This is a genomic window from Mesorhizobium sp. CNPSo 4671 (assembly GCF_057784245.1).
In genome coordinates this window covers 190,415-204,093 of the sequence record NZ_JBWLUW010000007.1, presented here as the reverse complement: position 1 = coordinate 204,093, position 13,679 = coordinate 190,415, and the positions used below count along the sequence as shown (strand labels likewise).

At 64.7% G+C, this 13,679-nt stretch carries 12 protein-coding genes and 1 riboswitch; of the genes, 7 read left to right on the top strand and 5 right to left on the bottom strand.

All coding sequences use genetic code 11. From position 1 onward, the window contains the following. The first annotated feature begins 14 nt into the window (after window positions 1-14). The 3 genes from AC04SF_RS20785 to AC04SF_RS20775 all read left to right on the top strand — a co-directional run bounded on the left by AC04SF_RS20785 (window position 15) and on the right by AC04SF_RS20775 (window position 3,284). On the top strand, window positions 15-263 hold the full coding sequence (locus AC04SF_RS20785; RefSeq protein WP_488479323.1) for a hypothetical protein: 249 nt from the start codon (window positions 15-17) through the stop codon (window positions 261-263). A gap of 16 nt (window positions 264-279) precedes the next feature. Then, window positions 280-1,143: an RNA polymerase factor sigma-32 gene (locus AC04SF_RS20780; protein ID WP_096451156.1), complete on the top strand. Its 864-nt coding sequence runs from the start codon at window positions 280-282 to the stop codon at window positions 1,141-1,143. 173 nt (window positions 1,144-1,316) lie between these two features. After that, window positions 1,317-3,284: a caspase family protein gene (locus tag AC04SF_RS20775; RefSeq protein WP_488479322.1), complete on the top strand. Its 1,968-nt coding sequence runs from the start codon at window positions 1,317-1,319 to the stop codon at window positions 3,282-3,284. 69 nt (window positions 3,285-3,353) lie between these two features. Here the strand turns inward: AC04SF_RS20775 and AC04SF_RS20770 are convergent, their stop codons facing one another. The 4 genes from AC04SF_RS20770 to thiB all read right to left on the bottom strand — a co-directional run bounded on the left by AC04SF_RS20770 (window position 3,354) and on the right by thiB (window position 8,483). Beyond that, the gene (locus tag AC04SF_RS20770) at window positions 3,354-4,823 is read right to left on the bottom strand and encodes a M48 family metalloprotease (protein ID WP_488479321.1); all 1,470 of its coding nucleotides are present in this window, start codon (window positions 4,821-4,823) and stop codon (window positions 3,354-3,356) included. Between the two features lie 258 nt (window positions 4,824-5,081). After that, entirely contained in the window at window positions 5,082-5,858 is a 777-nt protein-coding gene (thiQ, locus tag AC04SF_RS20765; RefSeq protein WP_488479320.1) for a thiamine ABC transporter ATP-binding protein, read from the bottom strand. After that, window positions 5,851-7,476 (bottom strand): thiamine/thiamine pyrophosphate ABC transporter permease, encoded by a 1,626-nt coding sequence (gene thiP, locus AC04SF_RS20760; protein ID WP_488479459.1) that lies wholly within the window; start codon window positions 7,474-7,476, stop codon window positions 5,851-5,853. The genes thiQ and thiP overlap by 8 nt, the downstream gene beginning before the upstream one ends. A gap of 8 nt (window positions 7,477-7,484) precedes the next feature. After that, window positions 7,485-8,483, bottom strand: a complete 999-nt coding sequence (thiB, locus tag AC04SF_RS20755; protein ID WP_488479319.1) for a thiamine ABC transporter substrate binding subunit — start codon at window positions 8,481-8,483, stop codon at window positions 7,485-7,487. A 43-nt stretch (window positions 8,484-8,526) separates the two neighbouring features. Further along, window positions 8,527-8,641: riboswitch (TPP riboswitch) on the bottom strand. 88 nt (window positions 8,642-8,729) lie between these two features. Here thiB and AC04SF_RS20750 point away from each other — a divergent pair. The 4 genes from AC04SF_RS20750 to AC04SF_RS20735 all read left to right on the top strand — a co-directional run bounded on the left by AC04SF_RS20750 (window position 8,730) and on the right by AC04SF_RS20735 (window position 11,905). Beyond that, on the top strand, window positions 8,730-9,374 hold the full coding sequence (locus AC04SF_RS20750; RefSeq protein WP_488479318.1) for a thiamine diphosphokinase: 645 nt from the start codon (window positions 8,730-8,732) through the stop codon (window positions 9,372-9,374). 1 nt (window position 9,375) lies between these two features. Then, a complete protein-coding gene (locus AC04SF_RS20745; protein WP_488479317.1) occupies window positions 9,376-11,196 on the top strand; it encodes an ABC-F family ATP-binding cassette domain-containing protein in 1,821 nt (606 codons plus the stop codon). Between the two features lie 167 nt (window positions 11,197-11,363). Continuing rightward, window positions 11,364-11,606, top strand: coding sequence for a type II toxin-antitoxin system CcdA family antitoxin (locus AC04SF_RS20740; protein ID WP_056576468.1), 243 nt, complete (start codon window positions 11,364-11,366; stop codon window positions 11,604-11,606). Next, window positions 11,606-11,905: a CcdB family protein gene (locus AC04SF_RS20735; protein ID WP_488479316.1), complete on the top strand. Its 300-nt coding sequence runs from the start codon at window positions 11,606-11,608 to the stop codon at window positions 11,903-11,905. The genes AC04SF_RS20740 and AC04SF_RS20735 overlap by 1 nt, the downstream gene beginning before the upstream one ends. A 32-nt stretch (window positions 11,906-11,937) precedes the next feature. Here the strand turns inward: AC04SF_RS20735 and AC04SF_RS20730 are convergent, their stop codons facing one another. Continuing rightward, a complete protein-coding gene (locus AC04SF_RS20730; RefSeq protein WP_488479315.1) occupies window positions 11,938-13,632 on the bottom strand; it encodes a hypothetical protein in 1,695 nt (564 codons plus the stop codon). Between the last annotated feature and the right edge of the window lie 47 nt (window positions 13,633-13,679).

Sequence of the window (13,679 nt, the reverse complement as noted above, 5' to 3'; positions counted from 1 at the left end):
CTGGAAAATGACAGATGCCGGTCGAAAGAATAAGGAACCAGATTTCAAAAACAAAGAAGTCCAGAAACCAAATTCTCCAAAAGCGATTTTTCGCAGCGTTTGAGGACTCCCGGCAACCGCATCGAAATCGCCCGGACGGCATCGCTCGCCTGCCCGCGCCAGCGGAACCTTTCTCGCGCATGGCAGTTTTGGCTGTTCTAGGGCGCGACGCCGCAATTTCAACCGGTGCCCTGCCAGTTCGTAACGTCGGCTATATCGCCTGAGCCAGGGGAGCGCCTCATGATGGAAGACACGGCAGGACGGATCATGGTCCGCGCGGCAATGAAGGCTCCCTACCTCGAACGCGATGAGGAACATCGGCTGGCCTTGCTCTGGAAGGAAGACAACGACCAGAACGCGTTGCACTGCATCACCGTCGCCCATATGCGGCTGGTCATTTCCATGGCCTCGAAATTCCGTCATTACGGCTTGCCGCTTGGCGACCTGATCCAGGAAGGCCATGTCGGCCTGCTGGAGGCCGCCGCCCGCTTCGAGCCCGAGCGCGAAGTGCGGTTTTCGACCTATGCGACATGGTGGATCCGCGCCTCTATGCAGGACTACATCCTGCGCAACTGGTCGATCGTGCGCGGCGGAACGAGTTCGGCGCAGAAAGCCCTGTTCTTCAATCTGCGACGCCTGCGCGCCCGGCTGGCGAATGGCGCGGAGCCGCTCTCCAACACAGCGCTCTACCACGAGGTGTCGGTTGCGCTTGGTGTCTCCGAGGCTGATGTGGCGATGATGGATTCACGGCTGTCCGCGCCCGACTCCTCCCTGAACGCGCCGCTTGCCGATGATGCGGGCGCCACCGAGCGGATGGATTTCCTGGTTTCGGACGACCCCCTGCCCGACGAGATCGTCGGCGACAAGATCGATGTCGCGCGTCGTTCCCTCTGGCTGAAAGCGGCTCTCGCTGCCCTCAACGCCCGGGAGCTTCGCATCATCGAGGAACGCCGGCTGACCGACGAAGGCGCCACGCTCGAAGCCCTCGGCGAAACGCTGGGCATTTCCAAGGAACGCGTCCGCCAGATCGAGGCGCGCGCCATGGAAAAGCTGAAGCTGGCGCTGGTGAAACAGAACCCGGAATTTCTGGCGACGGCCGCCTGACGGCAATAGAACGATTCGAGATTTAAAATATAAGATTTATCTTAAATAAAATATGTCGCTGTAGCGGGGGATTCTATTCTTTTTAAGCTTGCGGATTGTGATTTCTCTAAAAGATCCAGGCATGGCAAAAAGCCTCTTTGGGCTACCAGACCATAACAAAGGTGGGTTTTGCCATGCTGAAACGCTACTCGTTCCTTGCGGCCTTGATTATCATGAGCCTCTCGACGCTCGACGCTCGCGCCGATCGAAGGATTGCGCTGGTGATCGGCAATTCGCAGTACCAGCAAATCCCGGCGCTCAAGAATCCGGACAAGGACGCCGAGGACGTTTCGAACACGTTCCGGCAGGCCGGCTTCGACGTGTTCGTCGCCAAGGACGTGACCAAGCTCCAATTCGAAGAGAAGTTCCGCAACTATCTGGCCGCCGCCGACGGTGCCGATCTCGCCGTCGTCTATTATTCCGGCCACGGCTTTCAGATCGGCGGCGAGAATTTCCTGATCCCGGTCGATGCGTCGCTGAAGGATGCGGCCGACATGGAGGTCCAGACAATCAGGCTTGACGACGTGCTGCAGCAATTGCGCACGAAGTCGAAGATCCAGATGATCATCCTCGATGCCTGCCGCAACGATCCGTTCCCGCGCAAGGACTACTGGCTGCGCGACCAGTTGATCGTCTCCGGCGGCACCGGGCTCGCGCAGGTAACCGGCTCGCAGAATGCGCTGATTGCCTTTGCCACCGAGCCCGGCGCTGTCGCTTATGACGGGTCCGGCGATCTTAGCCCCTTCTCATCGGCCTTTTCCCGCCGCGCGCTGGCGCCGAACCAGGAAATCCGCGCCGTCATGGCGGCCGTGCGCCGCGACGTGGTCAAGGCGACCAATGGCAGGCAGGTTCCGTGGGAGAATTCCTCGCTGATCGACGATGTCGTGCTGATGCGCAAGGCGGAGCAACCGGCGCCGCCGGCGCCCGACGCCCAGCAAAGCCAGCAAGTGGCGGAGCGCGGTATCCAGGCCGCCGCGGCCGCCGAAGCTATCGAGAATCGCGACATCAGCGTCCCGGTCGGCGTCGGACCGGTTGCGCTGAAGCTGGATTTTCCGGCCAAGGATGTTTCGACCAGCCTCAAACTCGCCGGCTATCCGGCAGTTGGAACGCTGTCCCTGCCGGATCGCGTCCTGTCGCCACAGTCGAGCCTGATGGCCGCTGAAGTCGGCCAATTGCGCTACGAGCCGCAGATCGGCTCGGCGGCTCCCGTCGAGATTGGCTTTCAGATCCGCGCCGGCGACGCGTCCAAACAGGCGACGACGAAGCTGTCGCCGAGCGTCGACCCCTGCGACCAGGCCGCCGGCGAGCCGCTCGACCTGCAAGGCGTCGGCCCCGGCCGGTTACCGAACGAGATTGCAGGCGGCGCGGTCGTGGCTTGCGAGGCGGCGGTGAAAGCCTATCCCGATGTCGCCCGCTTCCGTTACGAACTCGGGCGGGCGCTGCTGGCCGCCGGCAACATCGACGAGGCCAGGAAGGCCATCCAGGAAGCGTCCGACAAGGGACACGTCCGCGCCGTCTACGAGCTCGGCTACCTCGCCTCCTCGGGAATAGGGATGCCCGTGGATGCCACGCAAGCGAATGGTCTCTATTCGCAAGCGTCCGACAGGGGCGACCCCTACGCCATGAGCGCGTGGGGCCGCGCCCTGTTCAATGGCGTCGGCGTCCAGCGCGATACCGGCAAAGGGCTTGACCTCATGCTCACGGCAGCAGCGATGGGGCATATCGGCGCCATGAATGATCTTGCGATGATCTTCAAGGAAGGCCGCAATGGCGTGCCCGCCGATCCGGCCCGTGCCTTGGCTTTCCTCAAGGCCGGCATCGAGCGGCAAGAGGCCTATTCGATGGGCGTTCTCGGTCTTTCGCCCGGGCCAAGCACGCTGACGGTCGCGGCGTGCACGCCCAAGGTGGTGACGAAAATCATCACTAAGATAAAGGTGATCCGTACACCTGTGCCAAAAGCGCCGCCGCCGAAGATCGGCAAACCAAAGGCTCCGATAGTGCCAGGCGAAACCGGATCAGCGCCCTGGCGTGGCGGCAATAGCGGCGACCACGACCACAACACCGGCGGTGGCAATACCGGCGGTGGCAATACTGCCGGATGAGCCACGCCATCGCCGCACAAGCAGTGTCGAAACTGACTATTCCGCAGCGGCCTGAACGCCGACGCCGACTTACTTGTCGGTGACGATCTTGACCTTGTCGCCTGCCGAAACCGCAGCCCCTGGCGACAGCGCATTGAGCACCCGGAACAGGTCGAGCTTGCGGTCGACGCCGACCATCTGCGCGGCGAGTGAGCCCATGGTCTGGCCCGGCTGCACGGTGAGCACACGGATATGCAGCGGCTTCAAGGCCGCCTTTTCCGCAGGACTGAGGATACGAAACGACCCGCTGACCGAGCGCGCCACCGTCTCCAGCGAGGAGCTGGCCGACGGCGCCGCGGTCAGCAGCCGGTAGACCTGACCGCCGGCGCGGATCACCGCGATATCGAACTGCCAGCCTTCCGCGCCGGCATGCGCGGTCGCGGCCTCGTTGCCGTTGATGGTTTCCTGCTTGACGGTGCTGTCGTCGAGACCGGCCACCCAGCCGCTTCTGATGTAGTCGGTCAAGGCGCGGTTCTTGTCGATCGAGACGCCGTCGAAGCGGATCGCAATGTCGCCCGGCCCCGTCGCCGTCACCGCCGCCGCCGAATTGTCGATGATGAAACCGTCCGGCACCGTGAAGGAGACGCCGAGGCCCGGATGCAGGAAGGTCTCGCCGCGCACATAGCCTTCTTCCGGCGTATCGCCATAGAGCAGGCCGTCTATGCCGGCGAGGAAAGAATCGCGGTCGCGCGTGCCGACCCCGGGCATGCCGAACTGGCGGGCGTGACGCTGCGCCAGGTCGATACGCTGTGGCGTGTTGGGGTGCGTCGCCAGGAAGTCGAGGCTGGCATCGGTGGCACCGCTGATCGAGCGGAAGTCGGTATAGGCCGACATCGATTGCAGGAAGCGGCCAGCGGCATAGGGATCGTAGCCGGCTTCGCCGATCGACTTGATGCCGATGGCATCCGCCTCCAGCTCCTGGTTGCGCGAGAACTGCGCCAGCCTGAGCTTGCCGCGGATCAATGCCGCCTTGGCGGTCGGGCTGTCGCCGAGCACATCCGAGACCACCTTGGTCGCCAGGCCTTCCTCGGCCTCCAGTTGCTGACGCTGCAGGCCGTGATTGGCGGTGACGTGGCCCATCTCATGCGCGATGACGGCGGCGAGTTCCGACGAATCATTGGCGAGCGCCAGCAGGCCGCGCGTGATGTAGAGATAGCCGCCCGGCAGTGCGAAAGCGTTGACGTTCGGCGAATTGAGAATGGTGATGCGATAGGTCTGGGTCGGGTTCGCTGACACCACGGTCAGATTGCCGACCACCTTGGCAACCATGCGCTCGAGCTTGGGATCGGAATACTCGCCGCCATAGGTCGCCAGGATGCGCGGATGCTGCGCCTTGGCGAGTTCGGCAAGCTTGTTGTTGGCGCCGACATTGTCGACCGTGATCGGCCTGTCGGACGGCTGGAAGCCGGACTCCTGGACTTCCGGAGGCGTGAACATCTGGCAGCTTGCCAAGGCCACGGCAAAGCCGGCCAGCGCCAGAAAGCGCGCCAGGGGGTTCATTCGTAGCTTGTCAACGCCGATCGCCAGAACGGCTTCCTTTCAGGTCCCGGCGCATGACCACGAAAATCGGGGGCGATCCTCGGAACCCATCATGCGCTAAAAACAAACTTCTACAGCATCCGTCGCGCGTCCCTCGGGGCGTGCGGCGGATGCTGTAGGCAAATCACGGCTTGTGCCGACCAGTAGGGCGGACCTAGCCACACTACTTCTGCCATGGCAAGCAAGCGCCCCATCGCCTGTAGTCGGTTTGACCGTAAATTATGTCGGCTTCCGGGCAATATCTCGTGATACCGCATTCCCGGCACTTTCACCGACGTAGCGCCGGAACACCTCTGGCCCCGCCCCGGCAAAGAAATCGTCCGCGCTGCCGGTGGCGGCGACTGCACCATTGTCCAGAAACACCACGTTCTGGCCGATTCGGTGGGCATCCTGAGGTTGATGCGTGACGAACAGCACTGTCATACCACGTTCGGCATGCAAGCCGGCAACCAGATCGAGCATGTCGTCGCGCAAGGCGGGTCCGAGCGAGGCAAAGGGCTCGTCGAGCAGAAGCACCGGGCGATCGCGCACCAGCACACGCGCCAGGGCGACGCGTTGGCGCTCACCACCGGACAGTTCGCGCGGTAGGCGTTTTTCCTTGCCGGCAAGGCCGGTGCGCTTCAACGTCTCGGCGATGGCGCTTCGATCGGCTTCGGTCAGCCGCAGCGATGGCGAGCGGCCGAGCCCGACATTCTGCTCGACTGAAAGATGGGCAAAGAGATTGTTTTCCTGGAACACCATCGACACCGGCCGCGCAGCTGGCGGCGCGGCGCCGACATCGGCCTCGCCGATCAGCACTCGGCCGGACTGCGGCGTCTCGAAGCCGGCGACCAGGTTGAGCAACGTCGACTTTCCCGAACCGCTCGGCCCCATAATGGCGGTGATTTCCGCCGCGGCGAACGCGACATCGAAGGCGAGCGGCGCCTCGCCATAGCTGAACGAGACCTTATCCAGCCGTACCGAAACGCCCTTCCTGTCCACCGCCCCGTCAGACATTACGGACCTTTTCCCTTCCCAGCCAATCCGCAGCCAGCACCAATGCGAGGCAGACCAGGCCAAGCAACAGCGCCAGGCCGGCGGCGTCCTCGGTGCGGTAGCTGCCCATGCGCGCCAGGAGAAGGTAAGGCAAGGTCTGCACGGAATCACTGCCGAACAGCGCTATGACGCCGAGATCGCCAAGCGACAGCGCCATGGCGAAAGCAAAGGCTGTGGCGAGCGGACGGCGCAGGGATGGCCAGTCGACCAGCCGTAGCCTCGCCCAGCCGGAGATCCCGAGTTGCGCGCAGAGCCGCTCATGACGCTCGCTCGCCGCGTCATAGGCAGGGCGAACGGCACGCAATGCAAAGGGCATCGCCATGACCGCATTGACGGTAACGACCATGACCGGCGCGATGGCAAAGACGTCGCCGACGTGGCGCAGCAACAGGAACCAGCCGGCGCCGATGACGATCGGCGGCACGACCAGGACAAAGCCGGCGCCGGTATCCGTTGCATGTTCGAGCAATGTCCTTGGACTGGCGCGGCGGCTCAGCGCCAGCGCCCTACGCGCCATGGTCAATGCCAGCGACAGCATCACCGAAAGCAGCGCCGACAGGAAGGCGAGCACCGCACTGGTCAGCGTCGCTTGCCGGACAGTCGCCTCGCCGGCAAGCCGGCCGAGGTCGGCGCCCAAGCTCGCAACTACGGTCGCGGCCATCGGCCCGACGACGAACAGCAGCGCCAGCACGATCAGCGTGGCGTTCACTGTGGTCTCGGTCCCGTTGACGGAGAGATAGCGGCGCGGCGCCACCGGCAGGTTGGTATCGCCGACGACATTGGCGCCAAGCCGCGTCAGCGCCAGCACCACGATGAAGGTCAAGGCGATCTGCAGCACTGTCAGGGCGACGGCACGCGCCGGATCGAAATCGAAGCGCAGCGCCTGATAGATGCCGACCTCCAGCGTCGTCGCGGCCGGCCCACCGCCCAGCGTCAAAACGATGGTGAAGGAGGTGATGCAGAGCATGAAAACCAGCCCGGCGACGCCGGGCAAAGCAGCGCGTAGCGTCGGCCACTCGATCAGCCGGAGCGCCGGCCGCGCGCCCATGCCAAGCTGGCTGGCCAACCGCCACTGGTCGGCAGGAATGGTCTGCAGCGCCTCGAGGAACAGCCGCGTCGCCAACGGCAGGTTGAAGAAGACGTGGGCGACGAGAATGCCGGACAGGCCATAGATACCTGGCCAGCCCTGGCCGCCGACGGCGCTGAACAGGCCGGCAAAATAGCCGGCGCGGCCGTAAAGCGCCAGGATGCCAAGCGCCGCGACGATCGCCGGCAGCGCCAGCGGCACGGCGAAGAGCTGCAGGATGAAAGCGCGGCCGAAAAAACGCGGATGCCGCGACAGCGCGCGTGCTACAAACAGGGCCGGCCCGACAGAAAGCAGAGTCGAAAGGATTGCTTGCCAGAGCGTGAAGCGCACGACCCGTAGCAGGTAGGAATCGAAGGCTGCCCAGGCGCCCGAGAAGTCGTGGGCGCCCTCGACCAGTAGCCCGGCAAACGCGCCGCCGATCAGCAGCGCGATTGCGGCAAGGGCGATGATGCCGGCGGTAATGCGGGGATCCGTTGGACGCGCCGGCGCCATCGCGTTGCCTATTTGCTCATCACCGCCAGCCATTCATCGACCCAGGCCTTGCGGTTGGCCGCGACCTCTTCGGGGCTGAACAGCAAGGTCTTGGTCGGCTTGACCAGCTTGTCGAAGGCCGGGTTGAGCGGCTTGTCGGTCTTTCCAGCCGGGAACATCCAGTTGGTCTCGGGGATGGCATCCTGGAATTTCGGGCCGGTCATGAAGGCGATGAATTTTGCCGCCAACGGGTTCTTGGCGCCGGTCGTGGTGATGCCAGCGACCTCGATCTGCAGATACTCGCCTTCCTCGAAGGAAGCCGCCTGGTAGCGCTGCGTGTTCTCCGCGACCATGTGGTAGGCCGGCGATGTTGTGTAAGACAGCACCATCGGCGCCTCGCCCTTGGTGAACAGGCCATAGGCCTCGCTCCAGCCCGGCGTCACGGTGAGCACCTTTGTCTTGAGCTTGGCCCAGGCTTCCGGCGCCTTGTCGCCATACACCGACTTCACCCACAACAGCAGGCCGAGGCCGGGTGTTGAGGTGCGCGGATCCTGGATGACGATCTTGTCGTCGGCACTGCCTTCGACCAGCTCCTTCAGGCTCTTGGGCGGCGTCTTCAGCTTCTGCGTGTCATAGACGACAGCGAAATAGCCGTAGTCGAAGGGCACAAACGTATCGTCGGTCCAGCCGCCCGGCACGTTGACATCGGAGACCGCACCATGCGGTGCGAACAACCCGCTGGCCTTCGCATCGGCGGTGAGATTGGTGTCGAGGCCGAGCACGATATCGGCCTTGGTCGACGCCCCTTCGAGCTTGACGCGGTTGAGCAGCGCCACGCCATCGGCGACCGAGACGAACTCGACATCGCAGCCGCATTCGGCCTCGAATTCCTTCTTCACCACGGGGCCGGGACCCCAGTCGGCGGTGAAGCTCTCATAGGTGTAGACGGTGAGCTTGTCCTTGGCCAAGGCCGGCCCGGATAGCGCCACGACCATGGCGGAAACAAGAGAGTATAAAAGCGTGCGCATCGGCGCCTCCTTCGTTCGAATTGAAAGGAATTGAGGCGTCGGACTGTCCGAAACGTCTAATCCCTCCGCCGGTACAAACCGGATCAGGTTCAGCGGGTTGGCGAGATTGCCTCTCAGCCGGTCCGCGAAGATCGCGTCCGGCACCCCGTTAGAGCGTTTCGACACATAGGCCCGGCCGAGGAACCGCGCAAGTGGCAGTTTGCCGGCCTTCCGTTTCCGCTGCCGGGCTGGTACAGGCCACCAGATATGAGCACATTCACCATCCTGCTTGGCGGCGATCTCATCCGCACGCCCCGGCTCGACCGCCATGTCGAAGGCTCGCGCGTCATTGCCGCCGACGCCGGCATCGGCCATGCGCGGCTGCTCGGCCTTGTGCCGGAACTGTGGGTGGGCGATTTCGATTCGGTTCCGGCCGATCTCCCCGCCGACCTCGCCGCCGTGCCTCGCCGGACCTTCCCGGCGGAGAAGGACAAGACCGACGGCGAACTGGCGGTCGCCGCAGCCCTCGAGCGCGGCGCGACTCGTCTTGTGCTGGCGGGTGCGTTCGGCGGCAAGCGTGCCGACCACGCCTTCCTGCATCTGGCGCTCGGCCTGCGGCTGGCCGAGGCCGGAACGGATGTGCTGCTGACCAGCGGCGCCCAGGAAGGTATCCCCCTGCTGTTGGGAACGGCCGGCTTCGACTATGCCGACGGCACGCTGTTTTCGATCCTCGGTTTTTCCGAGCTTGCCGGCCTGACCGTCACCGGCGCGAAATGGCCGCTGAACCAGGTCGAGGTGGCCTTCGGTTCGTCACTGACCATCTCCAACGAGGTTCGGGGCCGCCTCGAGATCGCGCTCGGCCACGGCCGCGCACTGCTGCTCGCGCATCCGTATCCACTACCTGAAAGCTGACATGGCCCCGCCCCTTCTCAATCTCGACGGGATAAAACTGACCTTCGGCGGCACGCCGCTGCTCGATGGCGCCGCCTTGACGGCTTCGGCCGGCGACAAGATTGCCCTGGTCGGTCGCAATGGATCCGGCAAGTCGACGCTGCTCAAGATCGCCGCCGGCCTGATCGAACCGCAGGAGGGCGAGGTGTTCCGTCAGCCTTCGGCGACCGTCCGCTATCTGCCGCAAATGCCAGACATGGACGGTTTCGCCACCGTGCGCGCCTATGTCGAGGCGGGGCTGGGGCCTGCCGACGATCCGTACCGCGCCAGCTATCTGATGGAGCATCTCGGTCTCACCGGTGAGGAGCGGCCGGGCGATCTCTCCGGCGGCGAGGCGAGGCGCGCCGCCCTGGCCCGTGTCATGGCGCCGGAGCCAGACATTCTGCTGCTTGATGAGCCAACTAACCATCTTGATCTGTCCGTCATCGAATGGCTCGAAGAGGAGCTCGTGCGCACCTCATCGGCGCTCATCGTCATCTCGCACGACCGCCGCTTTCTCGAGCGCGTGTCGCGCGCCACTGTCTGGCTCGACCGGGGCCAGACCCGCAGGCTGGACAAGGGTTTCGGCCATTTCGAGGAATGGCGCGACCTGGTTCTGGAAGAGGAAGAGCGCGAACAGCACAAGCTCGGCCGCCAGATCGTGCGCGAGGAACACTGGCTGCGCTACGGCGTGACGGCGCGGCGCAAGCGCAACATGCGCCGGTTGGGCGAGTTGCAGACCATGCGCCAGCGCTTCCGCGGCCATCGCGGTGCCGAAGGCAACGCGACCATGGTGGCGAGCGACGCCGCCGAATCCGGCAAGCTGGTGATCGAAGCGAAGAACATCGAGAAGAGCTTTGGAGACCTCACCGTGGTCAAGGGTTTCTCGACCCGCATCCAGCGCGGCGACCGCGTCGGCCTCGTCGGGCCGAACGGCGCCGGCAAGACGACGCTATTGAAGATGCTGACCGGCGAGATGAAGCCGGATGCCGGCTCGGTGCGGCTCGGCACCAATCTTGAGATCGCCACGCTCGACCAGAAGCGCGAGGCGGTCGACCCGCAGGAGACGCTGGCGCAATACCTCACCGACGGGCGCGGCGAAAACCTCGTCATCAACGGCGAACAGCGCCATGTCGTCTCCTACATGAAGGACTTCCTGTTCAAGCCGGAGCAGGCGCGCACGCCGGTGCGCGAACTGTCCGGCGGCGAGCGGGCGCGACTGATCCTGGCGCGCGTGCTGGCGCGGCCGGCCAACCTCCTGGTGCTCGATGAGCCGACCAACGATCTCGACATGGAGACGCTGGAACTGCTGCAGGAACTGGTCGCCGGCTTTGCCGGCACCGTCATCCTGGTCAGCCACGACCGCGATTTCCTCGACCGCACCGTAACCAGCATCATCGCGCCGGACGGCGGCGGCCGCTGGGTCGAATATGCCGGCGGCTATTCCGACATGCTGGCGCAGCGCGGCGGCACAAGGCTCGACGACCGCAAGGTGCGCACCAAGGCTGAAGCCGGCGATGCACAGTCGCCAGGCAAGAGCGAGCCGGCAGCCCCGAAAGGCGCAGCGAAGAAGCTGTCGTTCAAGCAGAAATTCGCCCTGGAATCGCTCCCCAAGAAGATCGAGGCGGTGACCGCGTCGATCTCGCGGCTGGAGAACAACATCGCCGACCCGGCCTATTACGAGCGCGATCCGGCCTCGTTCCAGAAGACCATCGCCGCCCTCGACAAGGAGCGCGCGACGCTGGCGGCGCTCGAGGAAGAGTGGCTGGTGTTGGAGATGTTGCGCGAGGAGATGGAGGGGTGAGGAGCGTTCGGCCGTAGGCCGATCAAACGACAACGACTTTGTCTGTTGAAGCGACGATCGGTGAAAGCCCGGTTCGCCTTCAGGCAAAGCTCACCCGAAACCGTTCACTCGATTATTGCCTCAGTGCGGGAATGCGCATACATTATGCGCATGTTGCGGAGGCTATTATGCGTAAGATTGCCCTGAATGCGATCCGGCAGCCAGCCAATCTGTCGATCGATTCGAACCTCATGAGGGAAGCCAAGGGGCTGGACGTGAATGTCTCACGCGCCGCGGAAGCTGGCATCGCGGAGGCGGTGGCGGCTGAAAAAACGCGGCTGTGGAAGCTTGAGAACCGGGCCACGATGGACGCCTGGAACGACTACGTCGAAAAGAACGGCATCCCCTTGGAAGAGTACCGGCAGTTCTGATGCCCCGCTATGATGTCTTCGCCGGTCGGATCGAAGGCAACTATCTGCTCGACGTTCAATCCGACCTGCTCGACCATTTCAAGACGCGGGTAGTCGTCCCGCTGCTGCCGGTCGCAGCGGTGCCGCCGCCAATGCGAAAGCTTCATCCGATCTTCGAGATCAATGGCCGGAAGCTGGTCATGGCAACACACCTGATTGCCACCATTCCGGCAAGCGAATTGGGGGAAAGTCGGCTGAACCTGACAAAGCACCACGACGACGTCGTCGCCGCGCTCGACATGCTGTTCCAGGGCTTCTGAACGAAGGCGACAGCCGAGCGAAACGCCCATCGTCAGCCTGCCGTCTTGGCCTGCCAGGCCTTGATCGCCTCGTCGAAGACCTTCTCGCCGGGAATGCCTTTTTCCATGGTCAGCAGCGCCCGCCGTCCGGTCTTGTAGACCACCGGCACATCGATCCAGTCCTGGCCGCGCAGCAAGGTCATGTTGGCGTCCTCGTCGGCCTTGGTGTCGTTGAGCGCAACGAGGAAGAAGCCGTCGGCGATCTTGGCCGGAATGCCGATCAGCGGGCTGCCGGCATCCTGCTCCGAACTCTTCATGGCGACCCGCAATATGTTGTCGACACCACCGCCCTCGAAACCGTCGGGCGTCAGGAAGATCATCTCGATGATGTGGCTGGCCGGCAGCGTCTGGTCGGTGTTGCGGCGGATGGTCATGCGCAGCTGGATGTCCTTGCCGGGAATGGTCGCCTCGGCGCGGATCGCCGGCTCGGGCGGCAGGTCGCCGCCGGGCGATTCCTGCACCAGCGACCAGACGATGCTGCCGGGCTCGGCCGAACCCTGCGCCGTGCTGGTGCGCTCCTCATAGAAGATCGCCTTCTGGCCGACCGGCACCGAGCTTGCCGTCGCTGGAGCGGCGGCCGCCGGTGCTGCGGGCGCAGCGCCTGTAGGTGCTGCCGGCGGCGTGGCGGCAGCATCGGCCGGCGCCGCCGGTGCGGTTCCGTTAGCAGGCGGGGTTGCGGCGGGGGCGGTGCCTGCCGCAGGCGCAGTCGCCGCAGGCGCAGGTGCGGCTGCGGCTGGTGCCGCCGCGGCCGGCGCGGCTGCAGCCGGTGGCGGCGCGGCCGGCGCATTCGTCGCCGATGGCGGCGTGGTCAGCGCGGCGACGGATTCCCCCTCGCCTATGCCGGTTTGTCCACCGGCCGGGCCGGGGTCGGTCTCGCCGCCTTCAGGCGTCAGCCGCTGCGTGAATTTCGTCGCTTCGGCGCCCGCTGCAGGTGCCGGCGGCGTCGCCGCCGCGTCGGTCGCCGGCTTGGCCGGTGCCGGTTTCACCGGTTCGGTCTTGGCAACAACCTTGCTGCCGCCCAGGCCCAGCATCTTGCCGAAAGCATCCTTGTTCAGCCAGATGCCATAACCGCCGCCGGCAACGACCAGCAAGGCAACGACCGCGGCGATCAGCCCGCCATAACTGCGCTTGCGCTCGGCCGGACGCAGGCGCTGGAACGTATCAGCCGCCGCCGGCTCGTCGTCATTCGGGAAAACATCGGCGCGGTCATCGTCCTGGTCCGTATCCATGCCCGGCAAGGCATGGTCGGCAAGGTCGGGGGCTACTGGTTGCACCGGCACAGGCTTTTGCCAGCTTGGCTCGACCTTGGCGGCGGGCGGCGGCGCGGGCCGATAGGGCTCGGGCTTCGCGACTGGCGGCGCCGGCCACGCCGGCTCCGCCTTCACCGGCTGGCGCGTGTGGCTCGGCTGGTTCTTGTTGCGGTCGATCGAGGAAAAGATGTGTTCCAGCTCGGCAAGCGGATCCGTTTCCGGCACGCTCTTGGCATAGTCGCGCTCGACGCTGGCAATGGCGTCTTCCAGCGAGCGCTTCTGCTTGGCTATGACCTCGGCGGCCAGCGGCGGCGAATATTCCGCGAGCTTCTTTGCCAGCGCGGAACGGGCACCATCGTAGGTCCGTGTGCGCGTTTCGGGCGTCGGCTCGCCGTATTTGTCGAGCGCCTTTTTCAGAACAGCAACGAAATCTGCCATGCTTCAGTCGACCTGTATTTTGCTTCCGCGCCGGCCCCCGCAAATCA

Coding starts and splice junctions, on each gene's coding strand:
- AC04SF_RS20785 (WP_488479323.1), top strand. CDS start 15: ATGCCGGTCGAAAGAATAAGGAACCAGATTTCAAAAACAAAGAAGTCC.
- AC04SF_RS20780 (WP_096451156.1), top strand. CDS start 280: ATGATGGAAGACACGGCAGGACGGATCATGGTCCGCGCGGCAATGAAG.
- AC04SF_RS20775 (WP_488479322.1), top strand. CDS start 1,317: ATGCTGAAACGCTACTCGTTCCTTGCGGCCTTGATTATCATGAGCCTC.
- AC04SF_RS20770 (WP_488479321.1), bottom strand. CDS start 4,823: ATGAACCCCCTGGCGCGCTTTCTGGCGCTGGCCGGCTTTGCCGTGGCC.
- thiQ (WP_488479320.1), bottom strand. CDS start 5,858: ATGTCTGACGGGGCGGTGGACAGGAAGGGCGTTTCGGTACGGCTGGAT.
- thiP (WP_488479459.1), bottom strand. CDS start 7,476: ATGGCGCCGGCGCGTCCAACGGATCCCCGCATTACCGCCGGCATCATC.
- thiB (WP_488479319.1), bottom strand. CDS start 8,483: ATGCGCACGCTTTTATACTCTCTTGTTTCCGCCATGGTCGTGGCGCTA.
- AC04SF_RS20750 (WP_488479318.1), top strand. CDS start 8,730: ATGAGCACATTCACCATCCTGCTTGGCGGCGATCTCATCCGCACGCCC.
- AC04SF_RS20745 (WP_488479317.1), top strand. CDS start 9,376: ATGGCCCCGCCCCTTCTCAATCTCGACGGGATAAAACTGACCTTCGGC.
- AC04SF_RS20740 (WP_056576468.1), top strand. CDS start 11,364: ATGCGTAAGATTGCCCTGAATGCGATCCGGCAGCCAGCCAATCTGTCG.
- AC04SF_RS20735 (WP_488479316.1), top strand. CDS start 11,606: ATGCCCCGCTATGATGTCTTCGCCGGTCGGATCGAAGGCAACTATCTG.
- AC04SF_RS20730 (WP_488479315.1), bottom strand. CDS start 13,632: ATGGCAGATTTCGTTGCTGTTCTGAAAAAGGCGCTCGACAAATACGGC.